General features: G+C 73.0%; 15 protein-coding genes. 12 read left to right on the top strand and 3 right to left on the bottom strand.

The features are described 5' to 3' along the window. Positions 1-170 precede the first annotated feature (170 nt). Together hflX and DEU31_RS05585 are read left to right on the top strand one after the other, a co-directional pair. Positions 171-1,730, top strand: coding sequence for a GTPase HflX (gene hflX / locus DEU31_RS05590; protein ID WP_010551407.1), 1,560 nt, complete (start codon positions 171-173; stop codon positions 1,728-1,730). 96 nt (positions 1,731-1,826) lie between these two features. Beyond that, positions 1,827-3,851 carry an ATP-dependent DNA helicase gene (locus DEU31_RS05585; RefSeq protein WP_010551408.1) on the top strand — a complete coding sequence of 675 codons (2,025 nt, stop codon included), beginning with the start codon at positions 1,827-1,829 and terminating at the stop codon, positions 3,849-3,851. 39 nt (positions 3,852-3,890) lie between these two features. On the opposite strand, the gene lexA is transcribed toward DEU31_RS05585, so the two are convergent. Further along, entirely contained in the window at positions 3,891-4,586 is a 696-nt protein-coding gene (lexA, locus tag DEU31_RS05580) for a transcriptional repressor LexA (RefSeq protein ID WP_010551409.1), read from the bottom strand. Between the two features lie 170 nt (positions 4,587-4,756). Between lexA and DEU31_RS05575 the strand changes: the two genes are divergently transcribed. Together DEU31_RS05575 and nrdR are read left to right on the top strand one after the other, a co-directional pair. Beyond that, positions 4,757-5,152, top strand: coding sequence for a LysM peptidoglycan-binding domain-containing protein (locus tag DEU31_RS05575; protein ID WP_010551410.1), 396 nt, complete (start codon positions 4,757-4,759; stop codon positions 5,150-5,152). 28 nt (positions 5,153-5,180) lie between these two features. Then, entirely contained in the window at positions 5,181-5,669 is a 489-nt protein-coding gene (nrdR, locus tag DEU31_RS05570; RefSeq protein ID WP_010551411.1) for a transcriptional regulator NrdR, read from the top strand. A gap of 187 nt (positions 5,670-5,856) precedes the next feature. Here the strand turns inward: nrdR and DEU31_RS05565 are convergent, their stop codons facing one another. Beyond that, complete coding sequence (locus tag DEU31_RS05565) at positions 5,857-8,124, bottom strand: AAA family ATPase (protein WP_133676390.1); 2,268 nt, start codon at positions 8,122-8,124, stop codon at positions 5,857-5,859. Between the two features lie 153 nt (positions 8,125-8,277). Here DEU31_RS05565 and DEU31_RS05560 point away from each other — a divergent pair, with 153 nt between their 5' ends. Together DEU31_RS05560 and DEU31_RS05555 are read left to right on the top strand one after the other, a co-directional pair. Beyond that, entirely contained in the window at positions 8,278-9,255 is a 978-nt protein-coding gene (locus DEU31_RS05560) for a PAC2 family protein (protein ID WP_010551413.1), read from the top strand. A gap of 271 nt (positions 9,256-9,526) precedes the next feature. Next, positions 9,527-9,730: a cold-shock protein gene (locus tag DEU31_RS05555; protein ID WP_010551414.1), complete on the top strand. Its 204-nt coding sequence runs from the start codon at positions 9,527-9,529 to the stop codon at positions 9,728-9,730. 177 nt (positions 9,731-9,907) lie between these two features. On the opposite strand, the gene DEU31_RS05550 is transcribed toward DEU31_RS05555, so the two are convergent. Further along, the gene (locus tag DEU31_RS05550) at positions 9,908-10,741 is read right to left on the bottom strand and encodes a fused MFS/spermidine synthase (protein ID WP_010551415.1); all 834 of its coding nucleotides are present in this window, start codon (positions 10,739-10,741) and stop codon (positions 9,908-9,910) included. Between the two features lie 200 nt (positions 10,742-10,941). On the opposite strand from DEU31_RS05550, the gene DEU31_RS05545 reads away from it, so the two are divergent. From DEU31_RS05545 to DEU31_RS05520, 6 genes are all read left to right on the top strand, one after another. Next, complete coding sequence (locus DEU31_RS05545) at positions 10,942-11,433, top strand: SAV_6107 family HEPN domain-containing protein (protein WP_010551416.1); 492 nt, start codon at positions 10,942-10,944, stop codon at positions 11,431-11,433. A gap of 46 nt (positions 11,434-11,479) precedes the next feature. Then, on the top strand, positions 11,480-12,745 hold the full coding sequence (gene dinB, locus DEU31_RS05540) for a DNA polymerase IV (protein ID WP_010551417.1): 1,266 nt from the start codon (positions 11,480-11,482) through the stop codon (positions 12,743-12,745). Positions 12,746-12,884: 139 nt separating this feature from the next. Then, a complete protein-coding gene (locus DEU31_RS05535; RefSeq protein ID WP_010551418.1) occupies positions 12,885-13,292 on the top strand; it encodes a DUF3040 domain-containing protein in 408 nt (135 codons plus the stop codon). A 672-nt stretch (positions 13,293-13,964) separates the two neighbouring features. Next, positions 13,965-14,396 (top strand): division/cell wall cluster transcriptional repressor MraZ, encoded by a 432-nt coding sequence (gene mraZ / locus DEU31_RS05530; protein WP_133676388.1) that lies wholly within the window; start codon positions 13,965-13,967, stop codon positions 14,394-14,396. A gap of 186 nt (positions 14,397-14,582) precedes the next feature. Further along, positions 14,583-15,581, top strand: a complete 999-nt coding sequence (rsmH, locus tag DEU31_RS05525) for a 16S rRNA (cytosine(1402)-N(4))-methyltransferase RsmH (protein WP_133676386.1) — start codon at positions 14,583-14,585, stop codon at positions 15,579-15,581. A gap of 1 nt (position 15,582) precedes the next feature. Next, positions 15,583-16,101 (top strand): hypothetical protein, encoded by a 519-nt coding sequence (locus DEU31_RS05520; protein ID WP_133676384.1) that lies wholly within the window; start codon positions 15,583-15,585, stop codon positions 16,099-16,101. The last annotated feature ends 86 nt before the right edge of the window (positions 16,102-16,187 follow it).

The following is a 16,187-nucleotide window of genomic DNA, read 5'->3' as shown; positions in this document are numbered from 1 at the left end:
CACGGCGACGCACGGCGCGGCCCGTGCTCTGTTCCTGGGTGTCCCCCGCGCTCGAGGGGCGTGATCCGACCGTGATCCGGCTCCGCCCAGCGCAAAATCCCTCGACCCGGCCGACGGGACGTGGGATTCTGGGACGACGCCTTCACCCGACCCAGAGGAGTGCCCCGATCGTGCCCATCGCCTTCCATCCCGAACCCGATTCCGACCTCGACGTCGACGGGACCAGCACGGGAAGGACCGGGGCCGTCGAGCACTCTCCCGCAGCGGAGGACCCCGCACCCGTCGGCCCCCGTCGCGACCCGCTCACCGAGCGGATCCTCTCCCGCGGCGACGCCTCCGTCCAGGCCACCACCTTCTCCTCGGAGGCCGACGGCGAGCAGTACGACCTCGCCGACCGCCAGGCGCTGCGCCGCGTCGCCGGGCTCTCCACCGAGCTCGAGGACGTCTCCGAGGTCGAGTACCGCCAGCTGCGCCTGGAGCGCGTGGTCCTCGCGGGCCTGTACACCAGCGGCAACGCCGACGAGGCCGAGACGAGCCTGCGCGAGCTCGCCGCGCTCGCCGAGACCGCCGGCTCCGAGGTGCTCGACGGGATCCTCCAGCGCCGTGCCCACCCCGACCCCGCGACCTTCCTGGGCAAGGGCAAGGCCGCCGAGCTCGCTGACATCGTCGCCGAGTCCGGGGCGGACACCGTGATCGCCGACGGCGAGCTCGCTCCAGGCCAGCGCCGCGCCCTCGAGGACATCGTCAAGGTCAAGGTCATCGACCGCACCGCCCTGATCCTGGACATCTTCGCCCAGCACGCGAAGTCCAGGGAGGGCAAGGCCCAGGTCGAGCTCGCCCAGCTCGAGTACCTCCTGCCGCGTCTGCGCGGCTGGGGCGAGTCCATGTCCCGTCAGGCCGGCGGCCAGGTGGGCGGCGCCGGGGCCGGCATGGGCTCTCGCGGCCCGGGCGAGACGAAGATCGAGCTGGACCGCCGTCGCATCCGAGACCGGATGGCGAAGCTGCGCCGCGAGATCCGGCTCATGGCCCCCGGACGCGAGGCGCAGCGCGCCGACCGCCGCCGCCACCAGGTGCCGGCCGTCGCGATCGCCGGCTACACCAACGCCGGGAAGTCCTCCCTGCTGAACCGGCTCACCGGCGCCGGGGTGCTGGTCGAGAACGCGCTGTTCGCGACCCTGGACCCGACCGTCCGCCGCGCCACCACCCCGGACGGGCGCGAGTTCACCTTCGCCGACACCGTCGGCTTCGTGCGCCACCTGCCCACGCAGCTGGTCGAGGCGTTCCGCTCGACGCTCGAGGAGGTGGGCGACTCGGACCTGCTCCTGCACGTCGTGGACGCCTCCCATCCCGACCCCGAGGGGCAGGTCACCGCGGTCCGTACCGTGCTCGGCGAGATCGAGGGCTTCGACGTCCCCGAGATCGTCGTGCTGAACAAGGCTGATCTCGCCGCGCCCGAGACCATCGCGCGCCTGCGCAGCCAGGTCGAGGTCAGCGCCGTGGTCTCCGCCCGCACGGGGGAGGGGATCGAGGAGCTGCGCGAGCTGATCGCCGAGCGCCTGCCCCGCCCCGCGGTCGAGGTCGACGTGGTCGTGCCGTACTCCCGCGGCGACCTCGTCTCGCGAGCCCACACCACCGGGGAGGTCCTCGCCGAGGAGCACCTCATGGAGGGCACCCGCGTGCACGCGCTCGTGGACGAGACCCTGGCCGCGGAGATGCGCACCTCGTCCTGAGGCCGCGGTGCCGCGGAGGTCCTGGAGCGGCGGGAGATCGGGCACACCGGGGTGCGCCTCGGCGGGTCCCGGTGCCCGCGCGGATACGCTGATCCGATGACCTCCGCACCCGAGCATCCCGTCGCCCCGGCGGCGGCCGACGTCCCGCTGTCGGACCTGATGGATGCCGCGGTCTCCGCCGTCGGGGGCTCGCCCCGCCCCGGCCAGCAGACGATGGCGGAGGCGGTCGACCTGGCGATGTCCGGCGGCCGGCACCTCCTGGTCCAGGCGGGCACCGGCACCGGCAAGTCGCTGGGCTATCTGGTGCCCGCGATGCGGCACGCTCTCGTCACCGGGCGCCCCGTGGTCATCTCCACGGCGACGATCGCGCTGCAGACCCAGATCGTGCGCAAGGACCTGCCGCGGCTCGCCGAGGCTCTCGCCCCGCACCTGCCGCGCACCCCCACCTTCGCGCTGCTCAAGGGGCGCGCGAACTATCTGTGCAAGCACAAGATCGCCGGCGGCTATCCGGTCGACATCGAGCCCGGCGCCCTGTTCTCCGAGGCGTCCTCGGACCCCTCCCGCACCGGCGGCGAGAAGCTCGGCACCCAGGTCAAGCGCCTGCGGGAATGGGCGGAGGAGACCGACACCGGGGATCGGGACTCGCTCGAGGACGCCGTCTCGGACCGTGCCTGGCGTCAGGTGTCCGTCACCGGGAACCAGTGCATCGGCACCTCCTGCCCGATGATCCAGGACTGCTTCGCCGAGCGCAGCCGCGAGGTCGCGCGCGAGGTGGACGTGGTCGTGACGAACCATGCGCTGCTCGCGATCGACTCCTTCGACCGCCACGGCATCATCCCCGAGCACGACGTCGTCGTCTTCGACGAGGCCCATGACCTCACCGCCCGGGTCACCAGCGCCGTCACCGAGGTCCTCAACCCCGGCATGCTGCGCGGCGCGGTGCGGGACCTGCGCGGCCTCGGCGTCGCGGCGACCGCTCTGGACGATGCGGGGGAGGAGCTGCGTGCCGCGCTCGAGCTCGCCCCCGACGGCCGCGTGCTCGGAGACCTGCCCGATCAGCTCGCCGATGCCGTCGGCCACGTCCGCGTCGAGGCGCGCACCGCCCACTCGGACGCGAAGGACGCCGGCGACGACTCCTCCGCCGGGGCGCGCAAGACGGTGCGGGCGAACCTGCAGGAGATCATCGACGTGTGCGAGCGCCTGAGCGACCCGGGCGAGGACGACGTCGTCTCCGTCTCCCGCGGGCAGGCGACCGGTCGGGCCTCGCTGCAGGTCGCGCCGCTGAGCGTGGCCGCGGCGATGCGCGGTGCGATCCTCGAGGACCGCACCGCGGTGCTGACCTCCGCGACGCTCGCCCTCGGCGGCCGCTTCGAGGCGGCCGCCGGGGAGGTGGGCCTCGCCCGCCGCGGACGGGTCGCCGAGGACGAGATCCCCGCCGCCGAGGACTCCGGGGCCTGGGCGGGCATCGACGTGGGCAGCCCCTTCGACTACCGCCGCCAGGGCATCCTCTACACCGCCCGCCACCTCCCGCAGCCGGGCCGCGACGGCCCCTCCCCGGCGATGCTGGACCACCTCACCGAGCTGGTGGAGGCCTCGCGCGGGGGAGCGCTGTGCCTGTTCTCCTCGCGCCGCGGCGCGGAGATCGCCGCCGAGCACGTCCGTGCACGGCTGGACCTGACCGTCGCGGTGCAGGGCGAGGACTCCATGGCGAACCTCGTGCGCACCTTCCGGGAGGACGAGGACGCGAGCCTGTTCGGCACGCTCACGCTGTGGCAGGGCGTGGACGTCTCCGGCCGCTCGCTGCGCCTGGTCACCATCGACCGGATCCCGTTCCCCCGCCCGGACGACCCGCTGATGTCGGCCCGGCAGGAGCGGATCGCCCAGCACGGCGGCAACGGCTTCATGGCCGTCGCCGGCCAGCACGCCGCGCTGCTGCTGGCCCAGGGGGCGGGGCGGCTGATCCGGCGCGAGACGGATCGCGGGATGGTCGCCGTGCTCGATCCGCGGCTGTCGACCGCGCGGTACGGCTCGTTCCTGCGCGAGTCGATGCCGCCGCTGTGGCCGACGGCCGACCCCGAGGTCGCCCTCGGCGCGCTCCGGAGGCTCGCCGCGGATTCCTGAGGCACGCCGCGGGCTCCTGAGGCTCGCGAGCCCGGGGGCTCAGACCGAGCGCAGCACCGCGACGACCTTGCCGAGGATCTCGGCGTGGTCGCCGAGGATCGGGGCGAAGGCCGGGTTGTGAGGCATCAGCCACACGTGGTCGTCGCGCTGCACGAAGGTCTTCACCGTCGCCTCGCCGTCGATCATCGCCGCGACGATCTCGCCCTTCTCCGCGGTGCTCTGCGAGCGGACCACCACCCAGTCCCCGTCGCAGATCGCGGCGTCGATCATCGAGTCGCCGACCACCTGCAGCAGGAAGAGGTCCCCGCCGCCGACCAGGCGCTCGGGAAGGGTGAAGACGTCCTCCACCTGCTCCTCGGCGGTGATCGGGATGCCGGCGGCGATCCGTCCCACCAGCGGGACGTTCACCGAGCTGCCGCCGGGCTCGATCTCGACGGGCGGGGCGGGGGCGTCGTCGACCTCCGGCATCACGACCTCCATCGCGCGCGGACGTTTGGGGTCGCGGCGCAGGAAGCCCTTGCGCTCGAGGGTCTGCAGCTGGTGGGCGACGGAGGACGAGGAGGTCAGGCCCACGGCATCGCCGATCTCGCGCATCGACGGCGGGTAGCCGCGCGCGGCGACGGCCTCGTTGATCGTCTCCAGCACGAGGCGCTGGCGACGCGTCAGGCCGGCCGTGCGCTCGTCGGCCGGCGCCTCGCCGCGGGCCCGGGTCGGCTTGGGGGTGCTCGGCGTCATCGTGCGGCCTCCTGGCGTCGTCTGTCGGACCCATCGGGTTCCGTTGTCCTCGTTGCCCAGCGTAGGGCGGCGCGCGGCGGATGCCAAACATGTGTTCGATGTTCCTCTTGCGTGTCGCGAGCACCGCGGGCTACAGTCGCACAGAGATTCGATCGAACAGGAGTTCGGAGATGCGTACCCATACCGCCACGGTCCTTCCCTTCCCGCGGCAGGACGAGCAGGCCTGCGAGGCCGTCGCTCGACCGCGTGTTCGACTCGAGCCGACCCGCCGCGGCCGGCGCCTCCTCACGGGCGTCGCCTTCCTGCTCGGCCTCGCGGTCGCCGCGATCGCCCTCCTCGCGCTCGACCTCCCCGCCGCCCTCGCCGGCACCGAGTCCGCCCAGCCCGCCGTGATCACGGTCGAGGCGGGCGACACCCTCTGGGACTACGCCGCCGAGCACGCCCCCGAGGGGATGGACGAGGCCGAGTTCGTCGACGAGGTCCGCAGCCTCAACCATCTGCCCACGGGCCGGATCACCGCCGGTCAGCAGCTCGAGCTGCCCGTGCTGGAGGATGCCTCGCGCTGAGCGGGGGGCGTGCCGGTACCCTGAGCGGATGCACTGTCCGTTCTGCCGCCACCCCGATTCGCGCGTCGTCGATTCGCGCACGTCCGACGACGGCGCGACGATCCGGCGCCGCCGCCAGTGCCCAAGCTGCTCGCGACGCTTCTCCACCTCGGAGACCGCCTCGCTGTCGGTCCTCAAGCGGTCCGGGGTGAGCGAGCCCTTCAGCCGGGCGAAGGTCATCTCCGGCGTCCGCAAGGCCTGCCAGGGCCGTCCGGTCAGTGACGACCAGCTCGCCCTGCTCGCCCAGCGGGTGGAGGAGACCATCCGGCTCAGCGGGCAGGCGGAGATCGACGCCCATCAGGTGGGCCTGTCGATCCTGCAGCCGCTCCAGGAGCTGGACCTCGTGGCCTACCTGCGCTTCGCGAGCGTCTACCAGGACTTCGACTCCCTCGACGACTTCGAGGCCGCGATCGCGCGGCTGCGCGCCGAGGGCTTCCAGGTGCAGGGGGCGACCTCCGGGGGCGGCGCGACGGGCTGAGCGCCGCCCGCCGTCTGCACGGATCCGGAGAGATTCCTGGACATGGTGCAGGAGGGGGTCGGACTGTGTTTAAGATATTCCTCGTGCACCGACGAGGTGCACACCAGATCGGCGGTCGTGGAGGGGAAGCCACGGCCGCCGATCGCCGTCCCTGGGGCCCTGAGGTCCCGGGGCGTCGGCGGAGGGTTCAGCCCGCCATGCCGGCCGGGAGCTCCCGGGAGTGGACCACCCCGAGATGCTGCGTGCAGCGCGACATCGCGACGTAGAGGTCGCCCGCGCCGTGCGCGTCGATCAGCTCCGCCGGCTCCACGATCACCACGATGTCGAACTCAAGGCCCTTCGCGTCCTGCGCCGTCATCACAGCGACCTCGTCGTCGACACCGGCCGAGCCGATGCCGACCGTCGGCACGGACTCGAGGGAGTCGATCGCGGCGGCGAGATCGCGGAGGCGGTCGGCCGCGGCGATGACGGCGATCCGTCCCGCGAGGCGATCGTGCACGCGGCGCACCGCCTCGGCGCTGCGCGCGGTGAGCTCGGCGGGGGAGACCTGCTCGAGCAGCGGGTCCTCCTCGCCGTCCCGGACCGAGCTGACCTCGGTGACCGGCAGCGAGTGGGCCTGGGCCATCGCGACCGCGCGGTCCATGATCCGGCGCGGGGTGCGGTAGTTGACGGTCAGGTGCTCCACCTGGAGCCGGTCCTGGATGTAGGGGGACAGCGCCGCGGTCCAGGAATCGGTGCCGCCGGCGGAGGAGGTCTGCGCGACGTCGCCCACCACGGTGAAGGACTTGGTGGGGGCGCGGCGCATGAGCGCCCGCCAGCTCATCGGGGAGTGCTCCTGCGCCTCGTCGACCACGACATGGCCGTAGGTCCAGGAGCGCTCGGAGGAGGCGCGCTCGGCGAGGGTGCGGCCGTCGCGGATCTGCCCGACCTGATCGGCGAGGTCCTCCGCCCGGACGATGCCGGAGGTGTCGATGTTCTCGATGACCTTGCGGGCGTACTCCACGTCCGCTCGGCGTCGCTCGGCGTCGTCCCTGGCCTTCGCCTCGGCCGGGGCGGCGTCCTCGCCGAGGAGCTCTGCCACCTCGTCCAGCAGCGGCACGTCCTCGACCGTCCAGGGGGAGTCCTTGGGGCGCACCAGCAGGTCGACCCGACCGGCGAGGGAGCGGGGCGCCGCTGCCCGCAGGCGGTCGGGACGTGCGAACAGGATCCGCAGGAAGCCCTGCGGGGTGTAGGGGAGCCAGGCCAGGTTCAGCTGCCGCTTCACCTCGGGGTCGTGGCGGAGGTCGGAGAGCAGGTCCGGTCGGTCCTCCGGCACGATCGTGGAGCCCTGCGCGACGAGCGCGCGCTCGTACGCCTCGACCAGGCGGTCCATCGCCGCGCGGACGAACACGGCGCGGGCCGCGTTGTGGGGCTTGTGCGTGGCGCGGGCCTCGCGCCGGGCGGCGCGGAGCATGTCCCGGGTGAGCACGAGCGGCGTGCCGTCGATCCGCAGCCTCACGTCCTTCTCGGGGACCGCCTGTCGCTGCTTGACCGCGCGGGAGAGCAGCTCCGCCATCGCGGCATCGCCCTTGACGCGCGCCACGTCGTCGGCGTCGTGGGAGAACGTCTCGACCCCGGGGAACATCTCCCCCGGCGTCATCATCACCACGCCGGACTCGCCGAGGCTGGGCAGGACGCGTTCGATGTAGCGCAGGAACCCGGGAGTGGGCGCCATGATCAGCACGCCCGTGTGCTCGAGCCGTCGGCGGTGGGTGTACAGGAGGTAGGCGGCGCGGTGCAGGGCCACGGCGGTCTTGCCGGTGCCCGGTCCGCCCTGGACCACGAGCACGCCGCGGTTCTCGGAGCGGATGATCCGGTCCTGCTCGGCCTGGATGGTCGCGACGATGTCGCCCATCCGGCCGGTGCGCGTGCCGGAGACGGCGGCGAGCAGCGCCCCCTCGCCCTGGAGCACCACGTCGTGGTCCCCGTCCTCGAGCACGCTCTGGTCCAGCACGTCGTCCTCGAGACCGACGACGGTGCGGCCGCGGCTGATCAGGTGCCGGCGCAGGCGTACGTCGAGGCGCTCGGTGCTGGTCGCGCGGTAGAAGGCGGCGGCGGCCGGGGCGCGCCAGTCCACCAGCAGCTGTTCGCGCTCGGGGGTGAACAGGCCGATCCGGCCGATGTAGTGGCGTGCGGCGTCGTCCATGTCCAGGCGTCCGAAGACGACGCTGCGGGACACGGAGCGCAGCAGGGCGAGGCGGTCCTCGTAGAGGGCCATGAAGGAGTCGCGCTCGGAGCGGTTCTGGTGGGTCGAGGCCTGCTGCGACCCCTGGATCCGGTCGAGGTTCCGCTCGACGTGGGTGATCAGCTCGTCGACCCGGGCGTAGAGGAGATCGGCGTACTCCTGCTCCCGGGCGATCTCCCGAGCGACCTGCTCCTCGGCCTCCCGAGCGACCTGCTCCTCGGTCCCGTCCACTGGTCTGCCCCCTCCGGTCGCTGCTCCACCTGCCGCGCCCTCCCGGGCGGACCCGGGGTCGGCGAGGCACGGTGGTCCATTATGGTGGACCCGCCTGGATGCGTGTGCCATCAGGTCACCGACATCTCCACGGCAGCGAGGGAGGAGAGCCCGATGCGCGATCCCCGAGATCTGTACCGCTTCGAGTCGACCGAGGTCCTCGAGGCCGTGCCCCGTTCCGGACTCACCCTCGTCCACGCCCTGCCCGGCATGGTCGACGCCGGCAACGCCTGCCGCATCGCCGCCGACTACCTCCGCGACGAGCTGCGCCACCTGCGCCTGGTCTCCTTCGAGACCGACGAGCTGCTGGACTACCGCGGCTCCCGCCCCCAGGCCACCTTCGACGGCACCTCCTTCTCCGAGGTCGCGATCCCGGAGATCACCCTCTGGCTGATGTACGACGAGAGCGACCGACCCTTCCTCTTCCTCGACGGTCCGGAGCCGGACCTGCAGTGGAAGCGACTCGCCGAGGCGCTCATCGACCTCGTGGAGTACTTCGAGGTCGAGCGGGTGGTGGGCATGCAGGCCGTGCCGATGGCGGTCCCGCACACCCGGCCGATCGGCCTGTTCGCGCACGCCAACGATCCCTCGCTGCTGGGCCGGCCCGGCACGCGCCCCACGCCGGCGCCGGGCACCGACACCTCCGAGGGGGAGGAGGGCTCCTCCGAGCTCGTGATCCCCGCCGCCTTCAGCTCCCTGCTCGAGAACCGGCTGGGGAGGGCCGGGCATCCGGCGATGGGCTACGCCGCCCAGATCCCGCACTACCTCACCCGCACCGACTTCCCCGCCGGCGCTCTCGCGCTGCTGCGTCGGGTGAGCGAGGCCGCCGAGCTCGACCTCCCGCTCGTGCACCTCGGCGACCTCACCGATGCCGCGACCGTCGCGCTGCAGGGCACCCTCGCCCAGAACGGCGAGGTCCACCAGATCGTCAGCGCCCTCGAGGAGCAGTACGACGCGATGAGCGAGGGGGAGGACCGCTCCCCGCTGGCGACCACGCTGGACCTGCCCACGGCCGAGGAGATCGGGGAGCACTTCGAGCGCTTCCTCGCGGACCACGAGGAGGACCCGGGCGACGGGACGCGGGACGGCTGAGCCCCCTGGGCCGACGCGAGGGAGCCATCGATCACAGTTCGTTATGTCTTCGTGACCAGGTGTTCGCCATCGACGTGTGAAGCGGGCCACGGTCGTGTCAGAATGGTCGCGTTGCGGTGATGCAGTTCCAGCAGGACAGTCCGTCGACGGTGCCTCCGGCACAGCAGTACGGCACGCACCATTGCGCCACCCGCTCCGGCGGGGGACGGCTTCACGCGGCACCGCGATCGCGTCGTGCGATCGATGATGGACGACACAGAAGGTGACAGGTATGGCACAGGGCTCGGTCAAGTGGTTCAACGCCGAAAAGGGCTACGGATTCATCGAGATCGACGGAGGCGGCGCAGACGTCTTCGTGCATCACAGCAAGATCGACATGGACGGCTACCGCGCCCTCGACGAGGGTCAGCGTGTGGAGTTCGAGGTCAGCCAGGGGGACAAGGGCCCGCAGGCCGAGCAGGTCCGCCCGCTCTGACCACGGAACTCCCGTGAACCCACGGACCGGGCAGGAGCATCGCGCTCCTGCCCGGTCCGTCGTCCTCGGGGGATGATCCGCACGTCCGACGGCGCGGTCGACGGCGCAGCGCCGCGCAGGCCCCCGCGGCGTGCAGCCCTCGCGGTGCGGCCTCGCGCCGGGGCCTGCGCCGACGGGTCAGTCGCCGCCCAGCACCGTCCCGGCCCGGGCCAGGGCGAGCACCCGGTCCTGCCGGGCGAGCCGCACCGAGACCGCATCCGAGCGCAGGGCCCGGTCGATGCCGTCGGGCAGCGGTCGCTGGGAGGCCAGGAGCACGCAGTTCCCGCGGCGCTTGCCGGTCAGATGCGCCGGCTCGGCGATGACGCCGACGTGCGAGAAGACGGCCGAGAGCGTCGCGACCTCGTCGGCCAGCAGCCGCGTCCCGGGAGGTGCGGCGCAGTTGACGAGATAGAGGCCCCCGGGGCGCAGCACCCGCGCCGCATCGCGGACCGCCGCGAGCCCGGTCAGCTCGGGCGGAGTGACGGAGCCGGCGAAGACGTCCCTGACCAGCACGTCGAAGCGGTCCTCCCGCCAGTCCGCGAGTGCAGTGCGCGCATCGTCGACCCGCAGCCGCAGCCGGGGCGAGCGCGGCAGGTCGAACCACTCCCGCACCCGCTCGGCCAGCAGCGCGTCGAGCTCCACCACGATCTGCCGTGCACGGGGGTGGCGGGACGCGACGGCGCGGGGGAGGGAGCAGCCGCCGCCTCCGAGATGGGCGAGCTGTGCGGCGCGCTCCTCGTCGGACTCCTCGAGATGGAGGTCGATCACCTGCAGCATCCAGCGCATGTACTCGAACACCAGGTGCTCCGGATCGGGATGCAGGTGCGAGGAGGGGACGCCGTTGACGTCCAGCAGCACCGAGCCGTCGGTCTCGACCGTGAGCCGCGCGGTGCCGGTGGAGATGGGGATCGCCGTGTCCAGCGGGCCGAGGCTGTCAAAGGGGGCGCGCGGGGCGCGATCACGGCGGGGCATCGCACCACTCTAGGAGACTCCGCCGCGGAGGATCGTGCGGCCCACCTCTCCTCCACAGCCCCCGCCCGTCCCCATCCAGGCCGTCGCGGGCGTCGTCCGTCACACCCTCCGCCTAGCGTGCTGGGCACGAGGTCGGGACGAGACCGGCCTGCACCGGACACCCCGCCCGACGGGCGGCACCGAGCAGGAGGAGGAGCGCGATGGGCACCACCACGGCACGCAGCGGAGGGCGGCACCCCGAGACGGTCCTGCGCTCGGACGCCCGCTCCCTGAGGCTGCTCCTCGCCCGGCTCGATCAGGACCAGGCCGATCTCGAGCGCGCGCGGCAGCTGCTCCAGCAGGGACGGGAGCTCGCCCCCGTCGACCCTCGCGAGGCCTTCGAGCTCGTGCACCGCGCCGCGCTCCGCGGCGCCGGGGTGCTCGTCGCCCGCGCGAACCGCGAGCGCCGGCGGGCGCTGCCGCTGAACGTGTGGACCGCGCTGGAGCGGCTGGGAGGGGAGGAGGCCCGGCGTGCGGAGACGCTCGGCCCCCTGGTCGCCGAGCGCACCCGGCTGGACCGGGACGCCTCGGCGCTGCCGGAGCCCGAGCTGCTCGCCCAGCACCTGGAGGGGACCGCGGCCCATCTCGACCGCGTCGCCGAGAAGCTCCTCGAGGGCCTGCCCGTCCCGCTCGCGGAGCTGTCCGAGGGCTGAGCGTCCCCGCGCCCGCCCCGGTACAGTCCTCGGCGAGGAGGTGGCGATGGGAACGGGTGCGCGCACAGTCCGCACGGCGGACGGACCGGAGGAGATCCCAGGGATCCTCCACCTGGACATGGACGCCTTCTTCGCCTCCATCGAGGTGCGCGACGATCCGTCGCTGCGCGGCCTGCCCGTCGTGGTCGGAGGCGCCGGCGCCCGGGGAGTCGTCGCCGCGGCGAGCTATCCCGCCCGCGCCCGCGGCATCCGTTCTGCGATGCCCATGGCGAGCGCCCGCCGCCTTGCCCCCGACCTCGTGATCGTCCCGCCCCGGATCGCGCACTACCGCGAGGTCTCCTCCCAGGTCATGGGGATCCTCGGTGACGTCGTGGCGGATATCGAGCAGATCAGCGTCGACGAGGCCTTCCTCGACGTGCGCGGTGCGCGCCGGCTCTTCGGCGAGCCCGTCGAGATCGCCGACCTGCTGCGGCGACGCATCCGTGAGGAGCTCGCGCTGCCCAGCTCGGTGGGCGGCTCGGTCTCCCGGGCCGTCGCGAAGATCGCCTCCGCCCGGGCGAAGCCCGACGGGATGCTGATCGTCCCCGCCGACCGGACGGCCGAGTTCCTCGCCCCCCTGCCCGTCGGCGCGATCTCCGGCGTCGGCCCCAAGGCCCAGGCGGCCCTCGAACGGCTCGGCGTGCGCACCATCGGACAGCTGCGGGAGGTCCCCACCAGCACCCTCGCCCGTGCGCTCGGCCCGCGCACCCCCGAGATCCTCGCGCTCGCCGACGGCAGCGACCGCACCGGGCTCGGCCACCGCACGAAGGACCGGTCGCTCGGCACGGAGCGGACCTGGGACGAGGACCTCACCGACCCCGCTGAGGTGCGGCGGCGCATCACGATGATGGCCGACGAGGTCTCCCGGCAGCTGCGCCGCTCGGGCTTCGTCTCCCGCACCGTCGTGCTCAAGCTCCGCGCCCCCGACGGCACGACGCTCTCCCGCTCCTCCACCTTCGACCAACCCACCGCGAGCGGCGAACGACTGAGGGAGCATGTGGTGGCGCTCTGGGAGAGGGAGCGCCCGACGATGCGCAGGGTGCGGCTCGCCGGGGTCCGCGCGACCCAGCTCGAGCCCGCCGCCGGGGTGTCCCTGCAGTCGGAGCTCAGCGCGAGGCCGGCCGGCTGGACCGATCTGGAGGCAGCGATGGACCGTGCCCGCGACCGCTTCGGCAGCGCGAGCCTGAGCAGGGGGTCCACCCTCGAGCCGGGGCGTGCCGAGGCGCCGTCGACGGAGTCGCCCGCGCCGGGGGAGTCGTCACCGGGACGGTGAGCGGAGGCGCCTCGCACAGATGGTTCCCATAACTCAGGAAGACGCTCTAAACTGGATGAACCGCCGACGGGGCTGTTGGCCTCCGGCGGGTGCACCGGGCGCCGCAGGGCGCGAGAGGACGGGGACAAGGAGCGGGACCATGCCGCTGTCTGAACACGAGCAGAAGATGCTCGACGAGATGGAGCGTCAGCTCTTCGCCGACGATCCGCGCCTCGCACGTGCCTTCGCGCCCAAGGCGCCGCCGCGACGCAACGGTCGCCGCATCCTGATCGGCCTCGGAGCCGTCGTGCTGGGCCTCGCCCTGCTCGTCCTGGCCGTGGCCCTTCCCGCGATCTGGCTCGGCGTGATCGCCTTCATCGGCATGGTGGCCGGTGCGGTCTACGCCATCACCGGCCCCAGCGGCACCTCCTCCGGCACCGGCAGCTCGGGAGGCGGTCCCGGCGGCGGTCAGGGGCCGACGGCTCCCGGCACCGGCGACGGCGGCAGCTTCATGCGCAAGATGGAGGAGCGCTGGGAGAAGCGCGCGGGGGACGACCCGCGCCTCTGAACGCCCGGCTCCCGGCCGCGGTCGCCCCGCTACTCCGCACCGTCCTGCGGCGCCCCACGGCCCGCCTCTGATTCCCCGAAGCCCCGGCTCCTCGAGCCGGGGCTTCGTCGTTCCCGGGATCGGCGCCTCTGCCGCCGCCGCTCCGTCGACCGCGCGGACGGTCCCCACCTCGCTCCACAGCCCTGTCGCGAGGTGCCCCGGCTGACCGCCCGGTCGGCCCCCACCTCGCTCCACCGCGCTGTCGCGGTGAGACCCGGCCCGGCCGCCCGGTCGATCCCCACCCTGCTCCCCGGCGCTCTCGCGGCCCCGTCCCCACCCCGCTCCCGGCGACTCCCCACATCGCTCCACCGGCGTCCTCCATCTCCCTCCACCCGGGGTCCCGGGGCGCCCGCCCCGAAGGCTTCGACTCGCTGGCCTGGGCAGATGTCGTGGAGCGGCGGGGGAGGGGCGCGCTGTCGGCCAGGATCCGGCGCCCCGCAGCGCCCTCGCACCACGCCCGGACGCGAGATTCCCCCCACCTCGCTCCACCCTCCTGACCTGCAGTGACCCAACGCTCGTGCTCCGAATTCCCCGTTCCTGTGGCCATGGGTGGGGAGTAGTGGGGTAAAGTGGAGCGTGTTGGGAGGAGATGGAGATCTGATCGCGAGTCACGGCGACTGAAGGAGGCTGCGGATGTTCCTCGGCACCTTCACGCCCAAGCTCGACGAGAAGAGCCGACTGATCTTCCCGGCCAAGTTCCGCGACGAGCTCGCCTCGGGACTGGTCATGACTCGTGGACAGGAGCACTGCATCGCCGTGTACCCGCTCATGGAGTTCCGCCAGAAGCTCGAGGAGGCCCGTCGGGCGCCCACGACCGACCGACGCACCCGCGACTACCTGCGAGTGCTGATGTCCGGTGCGGAGGACGTCATCCCGGACAAGCAGGGCCGCATCACCATCCCGAGCCATCTGCGCACCTACGCGGGGCTGGATCGGGAGTGCGCCGTCATCGGCGCGCTCGACCGCCTCGAGATCTGGTCGCTCCCGGCCTGGGAGGCCTACCTCGAGCAGAAGGAGGAGGGCTTCGCCGAGACCTCCGAGGAGGTGATCCCCGGCCTGTTCTGAGCCCGGCCACGAGGACATCCGTCCTGTGAGACCTCTCGTCGTTCCCGCCCCGACGCAACTTCCCCGGTGGCGGGTCGGGAACGACGGGGAATCTGACAGGACGGCAGCGCCCAGGGGGCGCCGGCCGGCATCCGGACCGAGACCGCAGCACATCGCACGAGAGCACGACCCGAGGGGAGGGGCGAGATGGACGACACCACGCACGGCGACCTGCCGGCCGAGCAGAGGCACCTTCCGGTCCTGCTCGAGACCTCGGTCCAGCTGCTCGCCCCGGCGCTGCAGGAGCCGGGGTCGGTCCACATCGACGCGACCCTCGGCATGGGCGGCCACGCCGCCGCCGTGCTGCACGCCGCCCCGAAGGCCCGGCTGGTCGGCATCGACCGCGACCCGCAGGCGCTCGCGCTGGCCCGGGAGCGCCTGGACCGCGAGGGCGTCGGCGACCGCGCCACCCTCGTCCACGCCACCTACGACGAGATCCCCGAGGTCCTCGCCGAGCTCGAGCTGCCCGGCGCCCACGGCGTGATGATGGACCTGGGGCTCTCCAGCTTCCAGATCGACACCGCGGAGCGAGGCTTCTCCTACTCCGTCGATGCGCCGCTGGACATGCGCATGGACGCCACCTCCGACGGCCCCACCGCCGCGGACCTGCTGCGCGAGCTGCCCGAGGCCGAGATCGCCCGCATCCTCCACGACCTCGGCGACGAGCGCTTCGCCCGCCGGATCGCCCGCCGCATCGTCGAGCAGCGCGAGACCACGCCGCTGGTCCGCTCCGGCGAGCTCGTCGAGCTGCTGGAGAAGGCGATCCCCGCTGCCTCGAAGGCCAGCGGGGGCCACCCCGCCAAGCGCACCTTCCAGGCCCTGCGCATCGCCGTCAACGAGGAGCTCGAGATCCTCGCCTCCGCGATCGAGGCGGCGCTGGACTGCCTCCACGTCGGCGGCCGCATCGTCGTGGAGTCCTACCACTCCGGCGAGGACCGTCTCGTCAAGACGGCCTTCACCCGCCGCACCCGTTCCTCGGCCCCGCCCGGACTCCCGGTCGAGCTCGAGGAGCACAGACCCACCTTCACCCCGCTCGTCCGCGGCGCGCTCCAGGCCGACGAGGACGAACGGAGTGGCAATACCCGTGCCGCGTCCGTCCGACTGCGAGCATTGACCCGTACCCGTTCCGCCGAGAGAGCACACTGAGATGGCCAGCACGTCCGCCGTTCATGCGCCCGCGATCCGCCCTGCTCGCGGAGCGCGCACCGCCCAGACCTCCCGGCCCCGCCTCACCGTCGTCTCCACGCCGAAGACGGGCGGCAGCACGATGCCGTTCGCGCTGCTGTGCACGCTCATCGTCACCGCGACGCTCGCCGCGCTGCTGTTCATGAACATCCAGATGTCCGACGCGAGCTACGAGATCACCCGGCTCCAGGGCCAGTCGCAGCGGCTGACCGAGGAGAGCCAGGGCCTCCAGGAGACCAACGAGCGCCTCGGCACCCCGCAGGAGCTCGAGCGCCAGGCGCGCGAGATCGGGATGGTCCCGGTGTCGGATCCGGCATATATCGACCTCGACACGGGCCAGATCATCGGTGAGACGGCCCCGGCGGAGCAGACTGACGGGACGCCGGAGCTGGCGGACGTGCCCGCCGAGGTGGCGGTCCCGCCGGCGCAGATCTACGACGAGCCCACCGAGTACCACGGCATGGGCAACGAAGGGGCCTGACACATGTCGCCATCGCGCAGGAACGGCCGGTCCAGCACCTCCCGCTCCGCGGGAGGTGCTGGTCGTCCACGCCCCGGAGGCGGCGC

It is taken from the genome of Brachybacterium sp. AG952, assembly GCF_004362645.1.
In the GTDB taxonomy this organism is placed as follows: domain Bacteria; phylum Actinomycetota; class Actinomycetes; order Actinomycetales; family Dermabacteraceae; genus Brachybacterium; species Brachybacterium conglomeratum.
The sequence above is the reverse complement of the archived record's forward strand: the minus strand, read 5'-3'. Positions and strand labels throughout refer to the sequence as shown.

What these genes read in the sequence shown, in the direction of transcription:
- DEU31_RS05585 (WP_010551408.1), top strand. Translation starts at nt 1,827, where the DNA reads ATGACCTCCGCACCCGAGCATCCCGTCGCCCCGGCGGCGGCCGACGTC.
- lexA (WP_010551409.1), bottom strand. Translation starts at nt 4,586, where the DNA reads ATGACGCCGAGCACCCCCAAGCCGACCCGGGCCCGCGGCGAGGCGCCG.
- DEU31_RS05575 (WP_010551410.1), top strand. Translation starts at nt 4,757, where the DNA reads ATGCGTACCCATACCGCCACGGTCCTTCCCTTCCCGCGGCAGGACGAG.
- nrdR (WP_010551411.1), top strand. Translation starts at nt 5,181, where the DNA reads ATGCACTGTCCGTTCTGCCGCCACCCCGATTCGCGCGTCGTCGATTCG.
- DEU31_RS05560 (WP_010551413.1), top strand. Translation starts at nt 8,278, where the DNA reads ATGCGCGATCCCCGAGATCTGTACCGCTTCGAGTCGACCGAGGTCCTC.
- DEU31_RS05555 (WP_010551414.1), top strand. Translation starts at nt 9,527, where the DNA reads ATGGCACAGGGCTCGGTCAAGTGGTTCAACGCCGAAAAGGGCTACGGA.
- DEU31_RS05550 (WP_010551415.1), bottom strand. Translation starts at nt 10,741, where the DNA reads ATGCCCCGCCGTGATCGCGCCCCGCGCGCCCCCTTTGACAGCCTCGGC.
- DEU31_RS05545 (WP_010551416.1), top strand. Translation starts at nt 10,942, where the DNA reads ATGGGCACCACCACGGCACGCAGCGGAGGGCGGCACCCCGAGACGGTC.
- dinB (WP_010551417.1), top strand. Translation starts at nt 11,480, where the DNA reads ATGGGAACGGGTGCGCGCACAGTCCGCACGGCGGACGGACCGGAGGAG.
- DEU31_RS05535 (WP_010551418.1), top strand. Translation starts at nt 12,885, where the DNA reads ATGCCGCTGTCTGAACACGAGCAGAAGATGCTCGACGAGATGGAGCGT.
- mraZ (WP_133676388.1), top strand. Translation starts at nt 13,965, where the DNA reads ATGTTCCTCGGCACCTTCACGCCCAAGCTCGACGAGAAGAGCCGACTG.
- rsmH (WP_133676386.1), top strand. Translation starts at nt 14,583, where the DNA reads ATGGACGACACCACGCACGGCGACCTGCCGGCCGAGCAGAGGCACCTT.
- DEU31_RS05520 (WP_133676384.1), top strand. Translation starts at nt 15,583, where the DNA reads ATGGCCAGCACGTCCGCCGTTCATGCGCCCGCGATCCGCCCTGCTCGC.